Source organism: Variovorax ginsengisoli, from assembly GCF_030486595.1.
In the GTDB taxonomy this organism is placed as follows: Bacteria; Pseudomonadota; Gammaproteobacteria; order Burkholderiales; family Burkholderiaceae_C; genus Variovorax; species Variovorax ginsengisoli_B.
Genome location: NZ_JAUJZH010000004.1, coordinates 188,102 through 206,718, shown reverse-complemented (window position 1 = coordinate 206,718; position 18,617 = coordinate 188,102). Strand labels below are relative to the sequence as shown.

Annotated in this window: 19 protein-coding genes; 8 read left to right on the top strand and 11 right to left on the bottom strand. The window is 69.7% G+C overall.

The window, feature by feature from the left end; genetic code table 11:
* Positions 1 to 17 precede the first annotated feature (17 nt).
* The 3 genes from QZH52_RS07835 to QZH52_RS07825 all read left to right on the top strand — a co-directional run bounded on the left by QZH52_RS07835 (position 18) and on the right by QZH52_RS07825 (position 2,725).
* The gene (locus tag QZH52_RS07835; protein ID WP_301806334.1) at positions 18 to 1,292 is read left to right on the top strand and encodes a Glu/Leu/Phe/Val family dehydrogenase; all 1,275 of its coding nucleotides are present in this window, start codon (positions 18 to 20) and stop codon (positions 1,290 to 1,292) included.
* On the top strand, positions 1,289 to 1,915 hold the full coding sequence (locus QZH52_RS07830; RefSeq protein ID WP_436411551.1) for a nucleoside/nucleotide kinase family protein: 627 nt from the start codon (positions 1,289 to 1,291) through the stop codon (positions 1,913 to 1,915). The genes QZH52_RS07835 and QZH52_RS07830 overlap by 4 nt, the downstream gene beginning before the upstream one ends.
* Before the next feature lie 165 nt (positions 1,916 to 2,080).
* Positions 2,081 to 2,725, top strand: a complete 645-nt coding sequence (locus tag QZH52_RS07825) for a DUF2242 domain-containing protein (RefSeq protein WP_286538660.1) — start codon at positions 2,081 to 2,083, stop codon at positions 2,723 to 2,725.
* 12 nt (positions 2,726 to 2,737) lie between these two features.
* Here the strand turns inward: QZH52_RS07825 and QZH52_RS07820 are convergent, their stop codons facing one another.
* The 5 genes from QZH52_RS07820 to QZH52_RS07800 all read right to left on the bottom strand — a co-directional run bounded on the left by QZH52_RS07820 (position 2,738) and on the right by QZH52_RS07800 (position 6,535).
* Positions 2,738 to 3,124 carry a response regulator gene (locus QZH52_RS07820; protein WP_301806330.1) on the bottom strand — a complete coding sequence of 129 codons (387 nt, stop codon included), beginning with the start codon at positions 3,122 to 3,124 and terminating at the stop codon, positions 2,738 to 2,740.
* A 106-nt stretch (positions 3,125 to 3,230) separates the two neighbouring features.
* Positions 3,231 to 3,452: a hypothetical protein gene (locus QZH52_RS07815; protein WP_286371041.1), complete on the bottom strand. Its 222-nt coding sequence runs from the start codon at positions 3,450 to 3,452 to the stop codon at positions 3,231 to 3,233.
* 114 nt (positions 3,453 to 3,566) lie between these two features.
* Complete coding sequence (rocF, locus tag QZH52_RS07810) at positions 3,567 to 4,478, bottom strand: arginase (protein WP_301806325.1); 912 nt, start codon at positions 4,476 to 4,478, stop codon at positions 3,567 to 3,569.
* Positions 4,479 to 4,548: 70 nt separating this feature from the next.
* Positions 4,549 to 5,802, bottom strand: a complete 1,254-nt coding sequence (locus QZH52_RS07805; protein WP_301806323.1) for a branched-chain amino acid ABC transporter substrate-binding protein — start codon at positions 5,800 to 5,802, stop codon at positions 4,549 to 4,551.
* Between the two features lie 40 nt (positions 5,803 to 5,842).
* Entirely contained in the window at positions 5,843 to 6,535 is a 693-nt protein-coding gene (locus tag QZH52_RS07800) for a TetR/AcrR family transcriptional regulator (protein WP_301806320.1), read from the bottom strand.
* A 74-nt stretch (positions 6,536 to 6,609) separates the two neighbouring features.
* Between QZH52_RS07800 and QZH52_RS07795 the strand changes: the two genes are divergently transcribed.
* The 4 genes from QZH52_RS07795 to QZH52_RS07780 all read left to right on the top strand — a co-directional run bounded on the left by QZH52_RS07795 (position 6,610) and on the right by QZH52_RS07780 (position 12,805).
* The gene (locus QZH52_RS07795) at positions 6,610 to 8,235 is read left to right on the top strand and encodes an AMP-binding protein (RefSeq protein WP_301806317.1); all 1,626 of its coding nucleotides are present in this window, start codon (positions 6,610 to 6,612) and stop codon (positions 8,233 to 8,235) included.
* Positions 8,236 to 8,240: 5 nt separating this feature from the next.
* Positions 8,241 to 11,540 (top strand): carboxyl transferase domain-containing protein, encoded by a 3,300-nt coding sequence (locus QZH52_RS07790; protein ID WP_301806313.1) that lies wholly within the window; start codon positions 8,241 to 8,243, stop codon positions 11,538 to 11,540.
* A gap of 44 nt (positions 11,541 to 11,584) precedes the next feature.
* The gene (locus QZH52_RS07785; protein WP_301806308.1) at positions 11,585 to 12,316 is read left to right on the top strand and encodes an SGNH/GDSL hydrolase family protein; all 732 of its coding nucleotides are present in this window, start codon (positions 11,585 to 11,587) and stop codon (positions 12,314 to 12,316) included.
* Between the two features lie 114 nt (positions 12,317 to 12,430).
* Positions 12,431 to 12,805 carry a hypothetical protein gene (locus QZH52_RS07780; protein WP_301806306.1) on the top strand — a complete coding sequence of 125 codons (375 nt, stop codon included), beginning with the start codon at positions 12,431 to 12,433 and terminating at the stop codon, positions 12,803 to 12,805.
* On the opposite strand, the gene QZH52_RS07775 is transcribed toward QZH52_RS07780, so the two are convergent.
* From QZH52_RS07775 to purU, 3 genes are read right to left on the bottom strand one after another with little or no spacing between them, the layout of a single operon-like run.
* Positions 12,802 to 13,527 carry an LrgB family protein gene (locus QZH52_RS07775; RefSeq protein WP_301806305.1) on the bottom strand — a complete coding sequence of 242 codons (726 nt, stop codon included), beginning with the start codon at positions 13,525 to 13,527 and terminating at the stop codon, positions 12,802 to 12,804. The genes QZH52_RS07780 and QZH52_RS07775 overlap by 4 nt on opposite strands.
* Before the next feature lie 4 nt (positions 13,528 to 13,531).
* Positions 13,532 to 13,879: a CidA/LrgA family protein gene (locus tag QZH52_RS07770; protein WP_301806303.1), complete on the bottom strand. Its 348-nt coding sequence runs from the start codon at positions 13,877 to 13,879 to the stop codon at positions 13,532 to 13,534.
* A 16-nt stretch (positions 13,880 to 13,895) separates the two neighbouring features.
* Entirely contained in the window at positions 13,896 to 14,741 is an 846-nt protein-coding gene (gene purU / locus QZH52_RS07765) for a formyltetrahydrofolate deformylase (protein ID WP_301806302.1), read from the bottom strand.
* A 93-nt stretch (positions 14,742 to 14,834) separates the two neighbouring features.
* Here purU and aptA point away from each other — a divergent pair, with 93 nt between their 5' ends.
* A complete protein-coding gene (gene aptA / locus QZH52_RS07760; RefSeq protein WP_301806301.1) occupies positions 14,835 to 16,169 on the top strand; it encodes an omega-aminotransferase AptA in 1,335 nt (444 codons plus the stop codon).
* A gap of 9 nt (positions 16,170 to 16,178) precedes the next feature.
* Here the strand turns inward: aptA and QZH52_RS07755 are convergent, their stop codons facing one another.
* The 3 genes from QZH52_RS07755 to QZH52_RS07745 form a co-directional block, all read right to left on the bottom strand.
* Positions 16,179 to 16,985 (bottom strand): ChaN family lipoprotein, encoded by an 807-nt coding sequence (locus tag QZH52_RS07755; protein ID WP_301806300.1) that lies wholly within the window; start codon positions 16,983 to 16,985, stop codon positions 16,179 to 16,181.
* Between the two features lie 26 nt (positions 16,986 to 17,011).
* Positions 17,012 to 17,290 (bottom strand): BTH_I0359 family protein, encoded by a 279-nt coding sequence (locus QZH52_RS07750; protein ID WP_286371057.1) that lies wholly within the window; start codon positions 17,288 to 17,290, stop codon positions 17,012 to 17,014.
* 115 nt (positions 17,291 to 17,405) lie between these two features.
* Positions 17,406 to 18,551, bottom strand: coding sequence for a DUF3108 domain-containing protein (locus tag QZH52_RS07745; RefSeq protein ID WP_301806299.1), 1,146 nt, complete (start codon positions 18,549 to 18,551; stop codon positions 17,406 to 17,408).
* Positions 18,552 to 18,617 lie beyond the last annotated feature (66 nt).

Here is an 18,617-nt window from a genome sequence, read left to right as displayed (position 1 = left end):
CCAAGGATCGCATCGCCATGAGTTCCATACTCTCCTATGTCCAGCCGACCGCCAACAGCCCCTGGGGCACCTACCTGTCGCAGGTCGATCGCGTCATCCCCTACCTCGGGGACCTGGCTCGCTGGGCCGAGACCCTCAAGCGCCCGAAGCGGGCGCTGATCGTCGACGTGCCGATCGAGATGGACGACGGCTCGATCGCCCATTTCGAGGGCTACCGGGTGCAGCACAACCTGTCGCGCGGCCCGGGCAAGGGCGGCGTGCGTTTCCACCCCGACGTCACGCTGGAAGAAGTGATGGCGCTGTCGGCCTGGATGACGGTCAAGACGGCGGCGGTCAACCTGCCATACGGCGGCGCCAAGGGCGGCATCCGGGTCGACCCGAAGAAGCTCTCGCTCAAGGAGCTCGAGAAGGTCACGCGCCGCTACACCAGCGAGATCGGCATCATCATCGGCCCGCATTCCGACATCCCGGCGCCCGACGTCAACACCAACGCCCAGATCATGGCCTGGATGATGGACACCTATTCGATGAACGTCGGCGGCACCGCCACCGGCGTCGTCACCGGCAAGCCGCTGCACCTGGGCGGCTCGCTGGGCCGGGTCAAGGCCACCGGCCGCGGCGTCTTCGTGACCGGCCGCGAGGCGGCGCGCCGGCTCGGGCTCGACCTGCGCGGCGCCCGCGTCGCGGTGCAGGGCTTCGGCAACGTGGGCTCGGTGGCGGCCGAGCTGTTCGCCGAGGCCGGCGCGAAGATCGTGGCGGTGCAGGACCACACGGGCACCATCGTCAACGAGAACGGCCTCGACCTCGCCGGGCTGGTGCCGGCCTCGCGCACCGACGGCGGTGCCGTGAGCTTCAAGGGCGGCGACGTGATCGACAACGAGGCCTTCTGGGAAGTCGCCTGCGACATCCTGATCCCGGCCGCCCTCGAAGGCCAGATCACGGCCGAACGGGCCCAGAAGACCAAGGCCCGGCTGGTGCTCGAAGGCGCCAACGGCCCGACCGTGCCGACCGCCGACGACATCCTGGCCGAGCGCGGCGTGCTGGTGGTGCCCGACGTGATCTGCAACGCCGGCGGCGTCACGGTCAGCTACTTCGAGTGGGTGCAGGACTTCTCCTCCTTCTTCTGGGACGAGGACGAGATCAACGTGCGGCTCGACCGCATCATGATGAACGCGCTCAACAACATCTGGGACACCGCCGACAAGCACAAGATCACGCTGCGCACCGCCACCTACGCGGTGGCCTGCGAGCGGATCCTGATGGCGCGCCAGGAGCGTGGCCTGTACCCGTGACCGGGTTGCGGACCGCCGAACGGGCCCGCCTCGAGGCCCTGCTGGCCGGCGGGGGGCGCAAGCTGCTCGGGCTGGTCGGCGCACCGGGCTCCGGCAAGTCGACCGTGGCGCAGGCGCTGCTGGACGCCTTGCCGGGCCGTGCCCAGGTGGTGCCGATGGACGGCTTCCACCTCGCCAACGCCGAGCTGGGCCGGCTCGGCCGCGCCGGGCGCAAGGGCGCGCCCGACACCTTCGACAGCGCCGGCTACGTCGCGCTGCTGCAGCGGCTGCGCAACCAGCCGGCCGGCGAGGTCGTCTATGCGCCCGAGTTCCGGCGCGAGATCGAGGAGCCGGTAGCCGGCGCGATCGCGGTCCGGCCCGAGACGCCGCTGGTCATCACCGAGGGCAACTACCTGCTGCTGGAAGAGGGCCCCTGGGCCGGGGTGGCGCCGCTGCTCGACGAGGTCTGGTACGTGGAGGTCGACGACCGGCTGCGCATCGAACGCCTGCTGCGTCGCCATCAGCAGTTCGGCCGCAGCCCGGAGGCCGCGCGGGCCTGGGTGGCGCAGACCGACGAGCCCAATGCGGCGCGGATCGCCGCCACGCGGGCACGGGCGCATCACATACTTCGCCTGGCCGACTGAACCGGGGAACGCGGCGCCGCCGCCGATGTCCAAGCCGGGCCGTGCTCCCGCGGCTTGCTGGCTTGCCCCCACGCTCCTAACTTCGTGTGTCGCTGCCCCCACGGGGGCCGCAGGCCACCTTGGGGCGGCCCGGCGCCGGCCTATCATTCGCACTTCGACCACTCCATGCCTGCCATGCGCCTTCCGTCCTGCCGCGCCGCCGTCGCGCTGCTGCTGCTGTCCTTGTCCATCGCCGGCTGCAGCTCGCCGACCCGGGTCTACTACGAGCCCGAGGAGTTCGACTCCACCACCACCCATACGCGCAGCTACCCCGCGACCGAGGCCCAGACCTGCGAGGCCGCGCGGCGTGCGCTCTTGAGCCAGGGCTACATGATCACCGCGGGCACCGCCGACCTGGTGACCGGCCGCAAGAGCTTCCAGCCGGCCGCCGAGGTGCACGTCGAAGTCGAGTTCCGCGTGGTCTGCGCGCGCGACAGCCAGCGCGGCGACGGCGGGCGCCGCACGATCGCCTTCGCCAGCGCGCTGCAGGACCGCTATGGGGTGAAGAAAACCAACAATTCGGCCAGCGTCGGCGTCGGCGCGATCGGCTCGCTGTCGCTGCCGTTCAGCTCCAGCGACGATGCGCTGGTCAAGGTGGCGAGCGAAACGCTGACCGACGAGCGCTTCTACGACCGCTTCTTCTCGCTGATCGACCGCTTCCTGCCGGCCGCGGCCGAGGGCAAGCCGGCCGAAGCCTCGCCGGTGGTGACGCCGCAGCCGCTGATCGAGGCGCCGTTGCGGCCGGTGCCGCTGTCGCCGACGCGGGGCTGAGGTTTCCTCCGCTCAGGCGGCGGTCCGGGCCAGCGCGGCTTCCAGCTGTTCGATGCTGAAGGGCTTCTGCAGCCACAGCGCGCCGGGTATCGGTGTCTCCGGCGGCGGCCGGCCGCTGGCGAAGATGATGCCGAGCCGGTCGACCCGGTGGCGGGTCCGCAGGATCTCCGCCAGGTCGAGGCCGGAAAGCGCAGGCAGCCCGACGTCGGTCATCAGGACGTCGAAGGCCTTGTCGTAGAAGCGGTCCTTGGCGCTCTCGGCGCTGCGGACCCCGGTGGCCCAGTGCCCCAGGAGCTGCAGCATCTCGACGGTGGCCGACAAGGCGTCGGCATCGTCTTCCACCACCAGCACGCGCAGGCCCCTGGCGCGCTCCTCTGTCGTTGGTCCGTTGGTTGGCATCGTCGTGTTCTGTCCGGGGGACCATGACTCTAGCGACCGCCAGCGGCGAGCGGGCTTCCGCGAACGCGCCTTTACGCGTAGGAAAGCGGCGCGGTGCGCGATGCCTTCAGAGCGCGACCGCGCGGGCGGCGTAGGCCGGCAGGCCGTTCAGCCCGCAGAGGCGCTGGAGCACGCCGTAGCCCTGGGCCAGGGCCGCCGAATAGGTCGCGAACGAACGCTCGGCGCGGTGCAGGGGCTCGAAGCGGCCGTCGCGCCGGACGTCTTCGTGGATCACCCAGAAATACGATCCATCCGTCGGTTGTTCCACCAGCAGTCCAATCTTGCGCACGCCCATCTTGTTTCTCGGTATCAAAAAAGAATACTTAAGAATGTAGTTCGAGGGTGCGGATTCGCCGCGGGAGAAAAATCACGGAGCGCCGCTTTTTGCGGCGGCCGGGTCGGCTCAACGCGCCAGCGTCGACTTGCCGAACAGGCTTTCGATCAACTCGACCGCGATTTCCGCCGTCCGGTTGCGCACGTCGAGCGCCGGATTGAGCTCGACCACGTCGAGCGAGCCCAGCCGTCCGGTGTCGGCGATCATTTCCATGCACAGCTGCATCTCGCGCCAGGTCGGGCCGCCGCGCACGCCGGTGCCCACGCCCGGCGCGTAGTCCGGGTCGAGGCAGTCGAGGTCGAAGCTCACGTGCAGGTGGGTGTCCTCGTCGACATCCTGCAGCGCCTCGGTCATCGTGGTGCGCATGCCGTGTTCGTCGATGTGGCGCATGTCGAAGACGCCGAGGCCGAGCGAGCGGATCGCCGACTTCTCCTCGGCATCGACGCTGCGGATGCCGAGGAAGCGGATCGCGTCGTGCGCCAGCGCGGCTGGCTCGCCGCTCCAGCCGGTGAGTGCCGCCGGCCCATGGCCGAGCAGGCACGAGACCGGCATGCCGTGCATGTTGCCGCTCGGGCTGGTGGTCTCGGTGTTGACGTCGGTATGGGCGTCGAGCCACAGCACCCGCAGCTTCTGCCGCCGCTGGCGCACGTGCCGGGCGATCGCGCTGATCGAGCCCACAGCGATGCAGTGGTCGCCGCCCAGCAGGATGGGGAGCTGCTTCGCCTCCAGGGCCTGGTCGACGGCGTCGTAGACCAGCCGGTTCCACGCGATCACCTCGGGGAGATGGTGCAGTCCTTCGGCCGGCACCTCCCAGGGCGTGCCCGGCCCGGCCAGGTTGCCGCCGTCGATCACCTCGAAGCCGAGGCCCGCCAGTGTGTTGGCGAGCCCCGCCACGCGCAGCGCGTCGGGCCCCATGCCGGCGCCACGGGTGCTGGCGCCGATGTCGGTCGGGGCGCCTATCAGTCGAAGGGTGCGGGTCATGCGCGGCTCTCCAGTTGCCTGTCCAGGCGCTACGGTAGCGCACCGGCATGACAACCGGCAACCGCGACGGCTAGGGCTGGGGCCGAACCATCTTGCAGTCGGTGCCCTGGGCCAGTTCGTTGCCGCTGTAGATCGCGTCGGTGCGGAAGCCGTAGTTTGTGCCTTCCCAGCCGACCTTGACCGCCTTGCCGTCGACCGGCGCGATGGTGTTGACCACCTGCGGCAGCAGCAACTGGTGGTCTTCGGCGCGCATGCGCACCGGGCCGACCACCGAATCGAAGCCCAGGTCTTCCAGGGCGCGTGCGACCTGGGTGGTGTCGGTGCTGCCGGCCTTGTTGATCGCGGCGGCCAGCAGGCGCGGGGTCATCTCGATGCGCGGCGCCAGGAAGTCCTTGCCGGTCTTGGCCTTGTAGCTCTTCGCGAGCGCATCGACCTTGGGCGAGTCAGCCTGGCCCGGATGCCACTCGGCGACCCAGGTGAGTTGCCCCAGCCTGGCCTGCGACATGGCCAACACCGTGCCCGGCACCGAGCCCGCGCTGTGGTTGTAGTAGTGCAGGTCGTAGCCGGCATCGCCCGCGGCCTTGAGCAGCAGCGTCATGTCCTGGCCCCAGTTGCCGGTGATCACCGAATCGGCACCCGACTGCTTGATGTTGGCGAGGTAGGGCGCGAAATCCTTGACCTTGCCGATCGGGTGCAGCGTCTCGCCGACGAACTGGATGTCGGGCCGCGCCAGTCCGACCAGCTGGCGGCCGTAGCTGGCCCACTGCTTGCCGTGCGCATAGTCCTGGTTGAGCAGGTAGATCTTCTTGACCTCGGGCGTCTTCTTGATGGTGTTGGCGATCGCCTTCATCTTCATCGCGGTGTTGGCGTCGGTCTGGAAGTGCCAGAAGCTGCAGGCCTTGCCAGTGAGTTCGGGGTCGATCGAGGAGTGGTTCAGCACCAGCAGCTCGCGGCCCGGATTGCGCTGGTTCCAGCGGTTGACCGCCTGCACCAGCGCGCTCACCACCGAGGAGCCCGAGCCGCCCGTGACGATGGCGCGGGCGCCCTGGTCGATGGCCGCCTGCAGCGCGCTCTGGCTCTCTTGTGCCGACAGCTTGCTGTCGAACTGCAGCAGCTGCATCTTGGTACCGCCGAGCACGCCGCCCCTGGCGTTGATGTCCTCGATCGCGTACTGCGTGTGCGTGAGCATCAGCTCCCCGACATTGGCGAAGGGTCCGGACAGCGGATCGATGTAGGCGATCTTGTAGGTCTGCTGGGCCTGGGTGGCGCCGGTGGCGAGCAGGGCCGCGGCCGCGACGGGCGCAAGCAGGCTGGGGAACTTCATGGACGGTCTCCGTGGTTGGAATGAAAGTAAGGCTCGGCGATCAGGCGCCGGGCTCGCGCAGCCCGAGCACCCGCCAGGCCAGCCTGGACAGCTCGGCGACCACCTCGTCGGGCGAGAGCCGGCCGTCGGGCCGGTACCAGCTGTAGAGGAAGCCGGGCAGGCTGAGCGCTGCGAAGGCGGTGATCTTGGTTTCGCCGAAGTCCAGGTCGCCGTCGCTGCGGGCCTGCTCGAGCAGCGGAAAGAGCTGGTCGTAGAAGTGATGGGCCAGCTTCTTCTGCGCCGCGATGTACTCCGGACGGTAGACCTGCGGCTCCTTGTAGGCGAAGAAGGCGCAGGGGTGGTGCGCCACCGTCGCGCGGATCAGCCGCTCGATGCCTTCCTTGACCTTGTCGACCGCGCGCCGCGGGTCGCCGGCGGCGAAGTCCATCGATGTGAAGCAGTCGACCGCGGGCCGCCACGAGAGCGTCTCGAAGATCTCCTGCTTGTCGCGGAAGTAGTAATAGACGAAGGGCTTCGTGACGTCGAGCGCGCGCACGATCTGCGCCATCGTGGTGTTGGCGTAGCCCTGGGTGGCGAACAGCTGCGCCGCCGCCTGCAGGATGCGCTCGCGCTGCACGTCGGTGCCGGCCGTGGCGGTGCGCTGCCGACCGGTGCCCTGCGGCAGGTCGCTGCGGGGAGAGGGCACGTCCTCGTGGCCAGAGGGTTTGTGCGGTGTCGCCGAAGTTATACCCATGGGTAGGATCTTGGTGCACCATGCCGGCCTTGGCAAGCACCCGAGTTCATCGATAACCCTGAGAGACTGACGCCATGGAGACAAGCCCCCTTCGCGAGCTTCCCGGTCGCCCGCAGCAGCCGCTGCACGAGTACCTTCGCACGCATGCGCGCGAGCGCGGCGGGCACCCCGCCTGCCTCTGGTACGGCCATGCGATGAGCTACGCCGAGCTCGATGCCGCCAGCGATGCCTTCGCCGCTAGGCTGCAGGCCATCGGCGTGAAGAAGGGCGAGCCGGTGGTGCTGTTCCTGAACAACTGCCCGCAGTACCTGGTCGCGCACTTCGGCATCCAGAAGATCGGCGCCATCGTCTGCCCGAGCGGGCCGCTCAACAAGGAACACGAACTCGCCTACCAGGTCGACGACCTGAAGGCGCGCGTGATCGTCGCCGCCTCGTCGCTGCTGCCGGTGGTCGACAAGGTGCGCGCATCGAGCACGCTGGCGCATGTGTTCGCGGTGCACTACGCCGACCTGCTGCCCGCGGCGCCGACGCTCGATGTCCCGGCGGAGCTCGCTGCCGCGGCGAAGGAGCCGCGTGCCGTGCCGGACAGCTGCGAAGACTTCTTCGCCGTCATGCAGAGCGGCGCGCGGCCGTCGCCAATCGCGGCGCTCTCTATGGACGACGTCGCGCTCATGACCTACACCTCGGGCACCACCGGCCTGCCCAAGGGAGCGATGCTGAGCTACGGCAACGCGCTCTTCAAGACCCGCGCGGCGGCGGACTGCAATGGCGTCACGGGCGGCGACGTGCTGCTGTCGATCGCGCCGCTGTACCACATCGCCGGCATGCTGATGGGCGTCAACGTGCCGGTGCTCACCGGCGCCACCTCGGTGCTGCTGCATCGCTTCGACCCGCGCGCGACCCTGCAGGCGATCGAGCGCTACCGGGTCAGCTGGTGGTACAGCATCGCGCCGATGAACGTCGCCTGCATGCAGGTCGAGGGCATCGCGGGCTTCGACCTGTCCAGCCTGCGCATGAACCCGGTGACCAGCTTCGGCATCGCCTTCACGGCGCCGCTGGCGCAGCAGTGGCGCGGCTTCGCGGGCAACTGCAGTTCCTTCGAGGCCGCCTACGGCCTGAGCGAGACCCACACCTGCGACACCTACACGCCGCACCACGCGCCGCGCTGGGGCACCCAGGGCATCCCGGTGCCGGGCGTCACGATCCGCATCATCGACAGCGACACCGGCGAGGCCAAAGCCACGGGCGAGATCGGTGAGATCGTGCTGGCGAGCGCCGGCTCGTTCAAGGGCTACTGGAACAAGCCCGAAGCCACCGCCGCGACCCTGCGCGATGGCTGGGTGCACACCGGCGACATGGGCAAGCTCGATGCCGACGGCTACCTCAGCTTCATCGGTCGCTTCAAGGAGATGATCAAGGTCTCCGGCTACAGCGTGTTCCCGGAGGAGGTCGAGACGATCCTGATCAAGCATCCCGCGGTGGCGCAGGCCGCGGTCATTGCCCAGCCCGATGCCGAGAAGGGCGAGGTGGTCAAGGCCTTCATCGTGCGCAAGCCCGGCACCGAGCTCGATGCCGACGCCCTGATCGCCTGGTCGCGCGACAACATGGCGAGCTACAAGGCGCCGCGCGCGGTGCGCTTCATCGATGCCCTGCCCACCACCGGTGCCGGCAAGGTGCTGCGCCGACTGCTGAAGGATTGATCGAAATGCTGACGAAAGTCTTGATCGCCAACCGCGGCGAGATCGCGGTCCGGCTGGCGCGCGCACTGCGCGATCTGGGCATCGCGAGCGTCGCGGTGCATTCCAGGGACGACGCCGAAGCGCTGCACGCGCAATTGGCCGATGCCGCGGTGCCGCTCGATGCGACCGGCCCCTCTGCCTACCTCGACGGCGCAGCGCTGATCGCGATCGCGCGCGAGCAAGGCTGCGACGCGGTGCACCCGGGCTACGGCTTCCTGAGCGAGCGCGCCGACTTCGCGCAGGCCTGCGCCGATGCCGGCCTGCGCTTCATCGGCCCGACCCCCGAGCAGCTCGCGTTGTTCGGCGACAAGGCGCGCGCGCGGGCGCTGGCCGGGCAGTGCGGCGTGCCGGTCATGCCGGGCAGTGCCGGCGCGGTGACGCTGGCCGAGGCGCAGGCCTTCTTCGCGGTGCAGCAGGCCGATGGCGCAGGCGTCATGGTCAAGGCCATCGGCGGCGGCGGCGGCCGCGGCATGCGCGCGGTGCTGAACGCAGCCGATCTGCCCGATGCGCATGCGCGATGCACCTCCGAGGCCAAGGCAGCCTTCGGCGTCGATGGCGTCTACGTCGAGCGCCTGATGCGCAACGCGCGCCACATCGAGGTGCAGGTGCTCGGCGACGGGCAGGCGGTGGCGAGCCTCGGCGAACGCGAATGCACGCTGCAGCGGCGCTTCCAGAAGCTGGTCGAGATCGCGCCCAGTCCCTCGCTGCCCGAGGCATTGCGCCTGCAGGTCACGCAGGCCGCGCTGCGCATGGCCAAGGCGGTCGGCTACCAGAGCCTGGGCACCTTCGAATTCCTGGTCGACGAGCGTTCGACGACGCTGCCCTTCGTCTTCATCGAGGCCAATCCGCGCCTGCAGGTCGAGCACACCGTGACCGAGGCGGTCACCGGACTTGATCTGGTCCAGCTGCAGGTCGGCATCGCCAACGGCCAGACGCTGGCCGACCTCGCGATCGAAGCCGACCGCACGGCAGCCCAGCGCGGCTTCTCGGTGCAGTGGCGCATCAATGCCGAGACCCTCGATGCCGAAGGCCAGGCTCGGCCGTCGGGCGGCACGCTGGCGCGCTTCGACCTGCCGGCCGGCCCCGGCGTGCGCGTCGACACCCATGGCTACGCGGGCCTGGCGCCGTCGCCGCACTACGACACGCTGCTCGCCAAGCTGATCGTCCATTCGTCCTCGCCGCGTTTCGCCGACGCGCTGCGGCGCTCGCTGCGGGCGCTGGAGGAATGCCGCATCGAGGGCATCGCCACCAATCTTCCGCTGCTGCGCGCGATCGCCGGGCGGCCCGAGTTCGCGACCCAGGCGGTGCACACGCGATTCGTCGAGGCGCATCTGGCCGACCTGTTGGCCGCTGCGGCGCGCATCGATGCAGCGGACGCCAAGCTGGCGCGCGGCGCGCCCCTGCGCGCCGAAGCCGGCTTGCCGGCCGACGAAGACGACGCCCTGGTGGTCAAGGCGCCGATGCCCGCGAAGCTGGTCCAGTTCGAGGTCGATGTCGGCGACCTCGTGCCCGCCGGCGCGCAGCTCGGCGTAATCGAAGCCATGAAGATGGAGCATCTGCTGCACGCGCCTTTCGCCGGCCGGGTGGTCGCGCTGCTGGCCGCGCCGGGCGACTACCTGGTCGAAGGCCAGTCGCTGGTGCGCATGGACGCCGTCGATGCGCAAGCGGTCGAGACGCAGGCGCAGGCCGCGCACGACCTCGACCAGGTTCGTGCCGACCTGCAGAATGTCATCGACCGCCACGCGCCGACGCTCGACGCCAACCGCCCCGCCGCGGTGGCCAAGCGCCATGCGCAGGGCGGACGCACCGCGCGTGCCAACATCGCCGACTTGTGCGACTTGGCGCACGATCCCGGCAACTTCAGCGAGTACGGTGCGCTGGCGATCGCCGCCCAGACCCGTCGCCGCTCGCTCGAGGACCTGATCGCCAACACGCCGGCCGACGGCATGGTGACCGGCATCGGCAGCATCAACGCGCGGCAGTTCGGCCCCGAGAAGTCGCGCGCCGTGGTCATGGCCTACGACTACACCGTGCTGGCCGGCACGCAGGGCATGCGCAACCACAACAAGACCGACCGCATGCTCGGCATCGCCCACCAGCTGCGCCTGCCGGTGGTGCTGTTCGCCGAGGGCGGCGGCGGACGGCCGGGCGACACCGACATGCCCATCGTGGCCGGCCTCAACAACCACACCTTCAGCCAGTTCGCGGCGCTGTCGGGCAAGGTGCCGGTGGTCGGCATCGTGCACGGGCGCTGCTTCGCGGGCAATGCGGCGCTGCTCGGCTGCGCCGACGTGATCATCGCCACCGAGGCCAGCAACATCGGCATGAGCGGCCCGGCCATGATCGAGGGCGGCGGCCTGGGCAGCTTCGCGCCCGAGCAGATCGGGCCGAGCAGCGTGCAGTCGCGCAACGGCGTGATCGACATCCTGGTCAAGGACGAGGCCGAGGCCGTGGCCGCCGCGAAGCAATACCTGTCGTACTTCCAGGGCGCGACCGCCGAGTGGCAGTGCGCCGATCCGCGGGCGCTGCGGCATGCGGTGCCCGAGAACCGGCTGCGCGTGTACGACGTGCGCGCCGCGATGCGCGGGGTCGCCGACACCGGCTCGCTGCTCGAGCTGCGCGCCGGCTTCGGCGCCGGCATCGTGACCGCGCTGGCCCGCATCGAGGGCAAGCCGGTCGGCCTGCTGGCCAACAACCCGCACCACCTGGGCGGTGCGATCGACGTCGAGGCGGCCGACAAGGCGGCCCGCTTCATGCAGCTTTGCAACGCGCACGGCCTGCCGCTGGTGGCGCTGTGCGATACGCCGGGCTTCATGGTCGGCCCCGAGATCGAGGCCCAGGCGCAGGTCCGTCATGTGTGCCGCATGTTCATGGTGGCCTCGCACCTGCGCGTGCCGTATTTCGCGGTGGTGCTGCGCAAGGGCTACGGCCTCGGTGCCCAGGCCATGACCGCCGGCGGCTTCGACGCGCCGGTGTTCACGGTCGCTTGGCCGACCGGCGAGTTCGGCGCCATGGGGCTCGAAGGCGCCGTCCGGCTCGGCTTCCGCAAGGAACTCGAAGCCGCGCCCGAGGGCGCCGAGCGCGATGCGCTGTTCAAGCAGCTGGTGGCGCAGCAGTACGCCAACGGCGAGGCGATCCACATGGCGCAGACCCTCGAGATCGACGCGGTCATCGACCCCGCCGACACGCGGGCCTGGCTGGTGCGCGGGCTGGCTTCGGCGTCGGCGCCGCGCGAGCCGGCGCAGGCCTACGTCGATACCTGGTGAAGGCCTGGCGCGGATCGATCGGGCGTCCGTACACTGCGGACCCCATGAAGCATTTATCGCGGCGCCGCGCCGCGCTCCTCATCGGCGCCTGGGCCGCGGCCCTGCATGCGCCGCTGGCTGTATCGGCGGGCGCGCCACGGGTCGTGGTGGCCTTCGGCGATTCGATCACCGAAGGCGCCGGCGCGATCAACGAGAACGGCAAACCGGTGCGCTATCCGGAACGGCTCGAAGCGAGGCTGCGGGCAGTGCCGGGCGCGGTCCAGGTGGTCAACGCCGGCATCTCCGGCAATCGCCTGCTGGCCGACAACGTCGGTCCCAAAGGCATCGCGCGCTTCGAGCACGACGTGCTGGCGCAGCCGGGCGTCACGCATGTCGTGATCCTCATCGGTATCAACGACATCGGCTTCAGCATGCCCGAAGGGGCCAGCGAGCCGATCCGGGGACAGCCGGCGGCGGAAGAGATCACCGCCGGGCTTCAAGGGCTGATCCAGCAGGCGAAGGCGCGCGGGGTCAAGGTGCTGCTCGGCACGCTGCTGCCGTTCAAGGGCTCCTCCTACTGGAGCAAGGAAAAGGAATCGCGGCGCGACGCCGTCAACCGCTGGATCCGCAGCCGCCGCCATGTCGAAGCGGTGGTCGACTTCGATGCCGCGATGCGCGACCCTTCCGATCCCCAGGTGCTGAAGGCCGCCTACGACAGCGGCGACCACCTTCATCCCGGCAATGCCGGCTATGCCGCGATGGCGGACGCGATCGACCTGCGGGCGCTGCGCAAATAGGCTTCGCACGGCGCGTTCTGGCGTCACACGTCTACACAAGACTTCGTCAGTGGCTTACAGCAGCTTCACATGATGCAGGGAGGATGAAGGCTCCAACAACTCGAAGGAGTCCTCATGAAGAAACTTGCAGTCAGCCTCGCCGTCGGTGTCGCCTCTCTGTTGTCGCTCGGCGCTGCCGTGGTGCCGGCCACCGCACAGGCCCAGCCCGGCGTGGTCGTCCGCGTGGCGCCGCCGCCCCCGCGTCCCGAACACGTGCCGCCGCCGCGCAGGGGCTACGTCTGGGCGCCTGGCCACTACGAGTGGAATGGACACCGCTATGTGTGGAACAAGGGCGCGTACATGCGCTCGCGCAACGGCTATGCGTATCGGGCGCCGCAATGGGATCAGCGCGATGGACAGTGGGAGTACCGCCGCGGCGGTTGGGACCGTGACCATGACGGCGTGCCCAATGCACAGGATCGCCGCCCGGACAATCCCAACCGCAGCTAGAACAGCTTGAACACCAGCGGCATCAGCAGGGCGGCCAGCACGACCTGCATGCCGAGCGCCAGCCCGGCATAGGCACCGGCGTCGGCGTTCACGTGCAGGGCACGTGCCGCGCCGATGCCGTGGGCCGCGGTCCCCAGGCCGAAGCCGCGGGCGGCGAAGCCGGTGGCGTCGGTGCCGATGCGCAGCGCATCGAAAAGGTACTTGCCCGACAGCGCGCCGATCATGCCGGTGAGCACTGCGAACACCGCCGACAGCGCCGGGATGCCGCCGATCTTTTCCGATATGCCCATGGCCACCGGCGCGGTCACCGACTTGGGGGCCAGCGACAGGACGACGTCGTGCGGCAGCCCCACCGCCCATCCCAGGGCCACAGCCGACCCGCCCGCGGCGGCGCCGCCGAGCAGCGAGGCCATCAGCAGGCGGCCGAAGCGCTCCCGCAGTTCGGCGCGCCGCTGCCACAGCGGCCAGGCCAAGGCGACCACGGCCGGGCCCAGCAGGAAATGGATGAATTGGGCGCCCGCGAAGTAGGTCGGGTAGTCGACCCGGGTGGCCAGCAGGCCACCGGCCAGCACCACCACCGACCACAGCACTGGATTGGCCCAGGGCGCGCCGCCCGTCCGGGTGTAGGCCGCATTCGCCAGCAGGTACACGACCAGCGTTGCCGTCAGCCCGAACAGCGGCGTGGCCGACAGGTAGATCCAGAGTTCGACGAAGCGCGGCATGCGGCTAGGCCTTGTTGCGCCGGTCGGGCCAGTAGAGCACCAGCGCCGTGACCGCCAGGCCGATCCAGGTCGACAGCGCGATCACCAGCAGCATCCGCCCGCCGTACTGCCCGAGCAGCGCGAGGTGGGTCATGACGCCGACGCCGACCGGCACGAACAGCAGCGAGAGGTGCGCGAGCAGGAAGCTGGCGCATTCGGCCACCGGCTCGCGTACGATCGCAAAGCGCAGTCCGGCCAGCATCAGCATCATGCCGAGCACCGGCCCGGGCAGCGGCAGCGACAGGCCGCGCGAGAGCAGCTCGCCGACCGACTGGAACACCAGCAGCCAGGCCATCCCGCGCAAGCCGTTCATGGGCCGGCCCGCGCGCCTACTTGAAGACCACCGTGCGGTGGCCGTTGAGCAGCACCCGGTGCTCGCTGTGCCACTTGACGGCGCGCGCCAGCACCTGGCTCTCGGTGTCGCGGCCGCGGGCGGTCAGCGCCTCGACCGTGTCGGTGTGGTCGGCGCGCTCCACGTCCTGCTCGATGATCGGGCCCTCGTCGAGGTCGGCCGTCACGTAGTGGGCGGTGGCGCCGATCAGCTTCACGCCGCGGTCGTGCGCCTGGTAGTAGGGCTTGGCGCCCTTGAAGCTCGGCAGGAACGAGTGGTGGATGTTGATCGCCCGGCCGGCCAGCTTGCCGCAGAGGTCGTTGCTGAGGATCTGCATGTAGCGCGCCAGCACCACCAGGTCGGCGCCTTCGGCCTCGATGATCTCGAGCTGCTTCGCCTCGCCCTGCGCCTTGGTCGCGGCGGTCACCGGGATGTGGTGGAAGGGCACGTTGTAGCTCGCCGCCAGCTGGTAGAAGTCGCGGTGGTTCGAGATGATGGCGCGGACGTCGATCGACAGCAGGCCGCTTTTCCAGCGGAACAGCAGGTCGTTCAGGCAATGGCCTTCCTTGCTGACCAGGATCACGGTCTTCATCGGCTCGGCGGCGGCATGCAGCTTCCAGCGCATGTCGAAGTCGGCCGCTAGGGCGGCGATCTGCTCGCGCAGCACGTTCTCCCCTTGCTCGCAGGCGAAGCGCACCCGCATGAAGAACAGGCCGGTGCCGTGGTCGTTGTACTGCGCCGCTTCTTCGATGTTGCCGCCGCGCTCGAGCAGGAAGCCGGAGACGGCGTGCACGATGCCCGTGCGGTCGGGGCAGGAGAGGGTGAGGATGTACGCGGGGTTCATAAGGCCGCACATTGTCGCAGGGCCTGCCGCGGGCCGCGGCTGGTGCCAAAATGCCCCATTCCTCGACCACCCGAACTCAGCAGGAGTGAATTCATGGCCTTCAACGACTTCAACATGGACAACCAGTGGTTGCCCTTCACGCCCAACCGCTCGTTCAAGAAGGACCCGCGGGTCTTCGTCGCGGCGGATGGCATGGAGTTCACCACCCATGACGGCCGCAAGGTGGTCGACGGGATCTCGTCGCTGTGGTGCGTCGGCGCGGGCCACAATCGCAAGCCGATCAACGAGGCGATCAAGAAGCAGCTCGACACCCTCGACTACGCGACCGCCTTCCAGGTCAGCAACGACAAGGCCTTCAAGGCGGCCGAGATGATCGCGGCGATGGCGCCCGGCGACCTCAACAAGGTGCTGTTCTGCAATTCGGGCAGCGAAGCCGCCGACACCTCGATGAAGGTCGCGCTGGCCTACCACCGGGCCCGCGGCGAAGGCCACCGCAACCTGTTCATCGGCCGCGAGAAGGGCTACCACGGCGTCGGCTTCGGCGGCATGTCGGTCGGCGGCATCCCGGGCAACCGCAAGGTGTTCGGCTCGGCCTTCCTGCCGCGGGTGGACCACATGCGCTTCATCCACGACCCGGTCAACCACGCCTATATCCACAACCAGGAGCCGGTCTGGGCCGACGACCCGCTGGCCGACCTCGAGCAGCGCATCCTGCCGCTGCACGACCCGAGCAACGTGGCGGCGATCATCGTCGAGCCCATTGCCGGGTCGGCCGGCTGGTACGTGCCGCCCAAGGGCTACCTGCAGAAGCTGCGCGAGATCTGCGACAAGCACGGAATCCTGCTGATCTTCGACGAGGTCATCACCGGCTTCGGGCGCATGGGCACCAACTTCGCGTCCGACTTCTACGGCGTGGTGCCCGACATGCTGAACTTCGCCAAGTGCGTGACCAACGGCGTGATCCCGCTCGGTGGCGTGATCTGCCGCGACAAGCTCTACGACGAGATGATGAAGACCTCGGCGCCCGAGCACGTGGTGGAGTTCTTCCACGGCTACACCTACTCGGGCCATCCGGTGGCCTGCGCGGCGGCGATCGCAACGCTCGACCTGTTCAAGCAGGAGCAGCTGTTTGCACGGGCCGGAGAGATGGGCAAGGTCCTCGGCGATGCCTTCCACAGCACCTTCAAGGGCCTGCCGAACGTGATCGGCATCCGCAGCCTGGGCCTGGCCGCGGCGGTCGAGCTAGCGCCGATCGCCGGCGCGCCAGGCAAGCGGGCCTACGACATCTTCGTCGACTGCTATCACAAGGGCGCGCTGGTGCGGCCGGCGGGCGACGTGCTGGTGATCGCGCCGCCCTACATCGTCGAGAAGTCGCACATCGACACGCTGGTCAACACGCTGGCCGACGCGATCAAGGCGAAGGCCTGATCAGACGGCTCAGCCGGCCGGCCGGGGCGGCGGCTTGACGCCGGCGCAGTAGTCGGCCTCGGCCAGGGCCGGCGTCGGCCAGACGGCGTCGAAGGCGCGGTCCGCCTCGTCGGGCGGACCGGCCCGCATCCGCACCGCCTTCACCGAGACATCGGTGGGCAGGTGCTGCGGCACGCCCAGCTGCTTGTTGCCGTGGCCGGCGCCGCTCACGAGCAGCACGGTCTTGCCCGGTACCCTGGCCTTGACCACGGCCTGCGCCATGGCGCGGTCGCGGGCGATCTGGATCCGGGTCATCGGCACGATCTGGGACTCGGGCAGCAGGTTGCAGTGGCCGCTGCGCACGGCCTGCTGCTGTTCGGTGCGGGCGGCTTCCGGCAACTGCGCATCGAGCGAGACGTCGGCCATCGCGTCCTTCATGTGGGCCCGCTGCAGGTTGGCGCCGATCACCGGCACCCCCGCCCGGACGGCGGCCATGACCACCGGGCCGTAGGCGGCCCATGGCCAGCCCTTGTCGTTCCAGCCGAGCGCGGTCTGCACCTGGGCTTCGGTCGCGTCGCGCGGCAAGTGGGCCGTGCTGTTGCCTTCCTCGGCCATTTCGAGTGCCAGGGCGGCGAGGCGGCCGCCTTGGGCCAGTGCCATGACGGTCTCCCGTTCGATCTGCTGGTGCTCGGCGGCATCGTGCTGCTCGCCCAGCAGCAGGGCGTCGGTCGGCAGTTGGGCGGCGGCGCGGCGGGCGATCGGCGCCTGGCTGTCGCCCGGGCCCGGCGCTGCACAGGCGGTCAGCAGCGCCGCGGCGACGGCAACCAGGCTGCGCATGGCGGGGCGTTGCGCCGGCTTCGTGTTCAGTGGACCAGAACGGGAGTGTGCGCTAACTCGGCGTAGCCTTCGAGGGTGTCCTCGACTTCTTCCTGCGTCGGCGTGTTGAGCTGCCAGGCGGCAATCTGCTGCTGGAACAATTCTGCCCAGGAGCCATCGAGGTAGACCTCCTTGCCCGAGCGCTTGTCCACGATCTCGAAGCCGTGGCGTGCCAGCACCGGCAGGTGGGGCGCCGCGGGCGCCTCGCCTTCGGTCGGCTGCACGTGCACGACGACGAAGGAGTCGGAATCGTAGAGCATTTGCATGTCGGGTCCTGTGAGGATGTCGATGGCATTCATGGTGGTTAGATAGCAATCAACGCGCCAGTTTCAATATGCAGCGTTGCGTTGTAGGCACCCGCCTGTTACTGCGTGTTATTTCTCACGGATTCGACGACTGGCTGCGCAGCTGGAGGTCGATGAAGTCGCCATTGGGCTGGGTCTGCCGGATCCGGACCGGGAGCCAGCCCAGCACCGGCGCCAGCCACAGTTCGATCTTGTCGTCGCCGGGCTTGCGGGGGTTGCGCGTGAGCCTGCGGGCCGAGAACTCGCCGGCCGGCACGCCGACCTCCTCCTCGCCCTCGACATTGAAGGTCCAGATTTCGGCATCGTTGATCCCGACCGTCTGGACCGCGATCACGGCGCCGGGCGGATAGTGCGCCGTGTTGCCCGCCATCAGGGCGCCGAGCTGGAGCACGACGCTGAGCCGGTCCTGTGCACCGGCGAGGAGCATCTCGCTCGGGACGTTCCCGCTGAACTGCACGCGCCTGTTGTCGCGGTCGAACAGCGAAACGGTCTCCGTCCTGCGGGTGTCCGAGAAGCGCAGGGGCTCGATGCCGGTCGGCCCGATGCGCCCCGTGCTGTGCTGGCTGCGCAGGGTCTTGAACAGGAAGGTCCAGGCCAGGCGGAGGTCGTACTGGCTGCCGTCCTGCAGCCAGACCAGTTCGCCGAACACGCCCTGCAAGGGCTGGGCGCCTTGCTGCGCCGTGGCGGCGAAGCGCAGGCGCACCGAACCGGGGACCTGCGCCTCCACCGAACCGGCGATCTGGCCGGCCGCGTCGCCGCCGGCACCCGTGTTCGAGCCCGCGGCCCCAGTGGCACCCGACCCCTCGGGGGCGGGCGCGCCGGCTTCCTGCGGCTGCGCCTCGCCGGTGTCGGGGCCCGTCGCGGCGTCGGGATCGGCCACCGCCATCTCGGCGGGCGCCGGCCGGTCGATGGCGGGCGCGGGTGCTGGCTCCACGGCGGGGCGGGGGCGCGGCGCGGGCCGGGGCCGCGCGGGCCTGGGTGGCGGTGGCGGGACGGCTGCCGGCGGTGCCGCGCTGGCCGCTTCGACGGCGGGCGGCGGCGCGATGACGATGCTGCGCGTGATGAAGGTCTGGGCCAGCGGCGAGGGCCGCGGCCCCGAGCCCAGGGGCGCCAGCCCCAGCAGCGCCAGGTGGACCAGCACCACGGCCGCCGTCAACAGCGCCAGCCCGCGCCAGGGCGGGCGCGGAAAGCCGGGGTCGACGGACAGGGCGGGGGAGGGCATCGAGGATGGAGTGGACGCCGGCCCGGAGGTTCACCTCGGTACACTGCCGCCCGTCCACTCAGTTTA

Excerpts from the sequence above, each read along its gene's own strand:
- QZH52_RS07775 (WP_301806305.1), bottom strand. The coding sequence starts at position 13,527 with ATGCCGCGCTTCGTCGAACTCTGGATCTACCTGTCGGCCACGCCGCTG.
- QZH52_RS07800 (WP_301806320.1), bottom strand. The coding sequence starts at position 6,535 with ATGGGTATAACTTCGGCGACACCGCACAAACCCTCTGGCCACGAGGAC.
- QZH52_RS07755 (WP_301806300.1), bottom strand. The coding sequence starts at position 16,985 with ATGCGCAGCCTGGTTGCCGTCGCCGCGGCGCTGCTGACCGCCTGTGCA.
- QZH52_RS07825 (WP_286538660.1), top strand. The coding sequence starts at position 2,081 with ATGCCTGCCATGCGCCTTCCGTCCTGCCGCGCCGCCGTCGCGCTGCTG.
- QZH52_RS07795 (WP_301806317.1), top strand. The coding sequence starts at position 6,610 with ATGGAGACAAGCCCCCTTCGCGAGCTTCCCGGTCGCCCGCAGCAGCCG.
- QZH52_RS07785 (WP_301806308.1), top strand. The coding sequence starts at position 11,585 with ATGAAGCATTTATCGCGGCGCCGCGCCGCGCTCCTCATCGGCGCCTGG.
- QZH52_RS07820 (WP_301806330.1), bottom strand. The coding sequence starts at position 3,124 with ATGCCAACCAACGGACCAACGACAGAGGAGCGCGCCAGGGGCCTGCGC.
- QZH52_RS07780 (WP_301806306.1), top strand. The coding sequence starts at position 12,431 with ATGAAGAAACTTGCAGTCAGCCTCGCCGTCGGTGTCGCCTCTCTGTTG.
- QZH52_RS07750 (WP_286371057.1), bottom strand. The coding sequence starts at position 17,290 with ATGCAAATGCTCTACGATTCCGACTCCTTCGTCGTCGTGCACGTGCAG.
- QZH52_RS07790 (WP_301806313.1), top strand. The coding sequence starts at position 8,241 with ATGCTGACGAAAGTCTTGATCGCCAACCGCGGCGAGATCGCGGTCCGG.
- QZH52_RS07745 (WP_301806299.1), bottom strand. The coding sequence starts at position 18,551 with ATGCCCTCCCCCGCCCTGTCCGTCGACCCCGGCTTTCCGCGCCCGCCC.
- rocF (WP_301806325.1), bottom strand. The coding sequence starts at position 4,478 with ATGACCCGCACCCTTCGACTGATAGGCGCCCCGACCGACATCGGCGCC.
- aptA (WP_301806301.1), top strand. The coding sequence starts at position 14,835 with ATGGCCTTCAACGACTTCAACATGGACAACCAGTGGTTGCCCTTCACG.
- purU (WP_301806302.1), bottom strand. The coding sequence starts at position 14,741 with ATGAACCCCGCGTACATCCTCACCCTCTCCTGCCCCGACCGCACGGGC.
- QZH52_RS07805 (WP_301806323.1), bottom strand. The coding sequence starts at position 5,802 with ATGAAGTTCCCCAGCCTGCTTGCGCCCGTCGCGGCCGCGGCCCTGCTC.
- QZH52_RS07770 (WP_301806303.1), bottom strand. The coding sequence starts at position 13,879 with ATGAACGGCTTGCGCGGGATGGCCTGGCTGCTGGTGTTCCAGTCGGTC.
- QZH52_RS07835 (WP_301806334.1), top strand. The coding sequence starts at position 18 with ATGAGTTCCATACTCTCCTATGTCCAGCCGACCGCCAACAGCCCCTGG.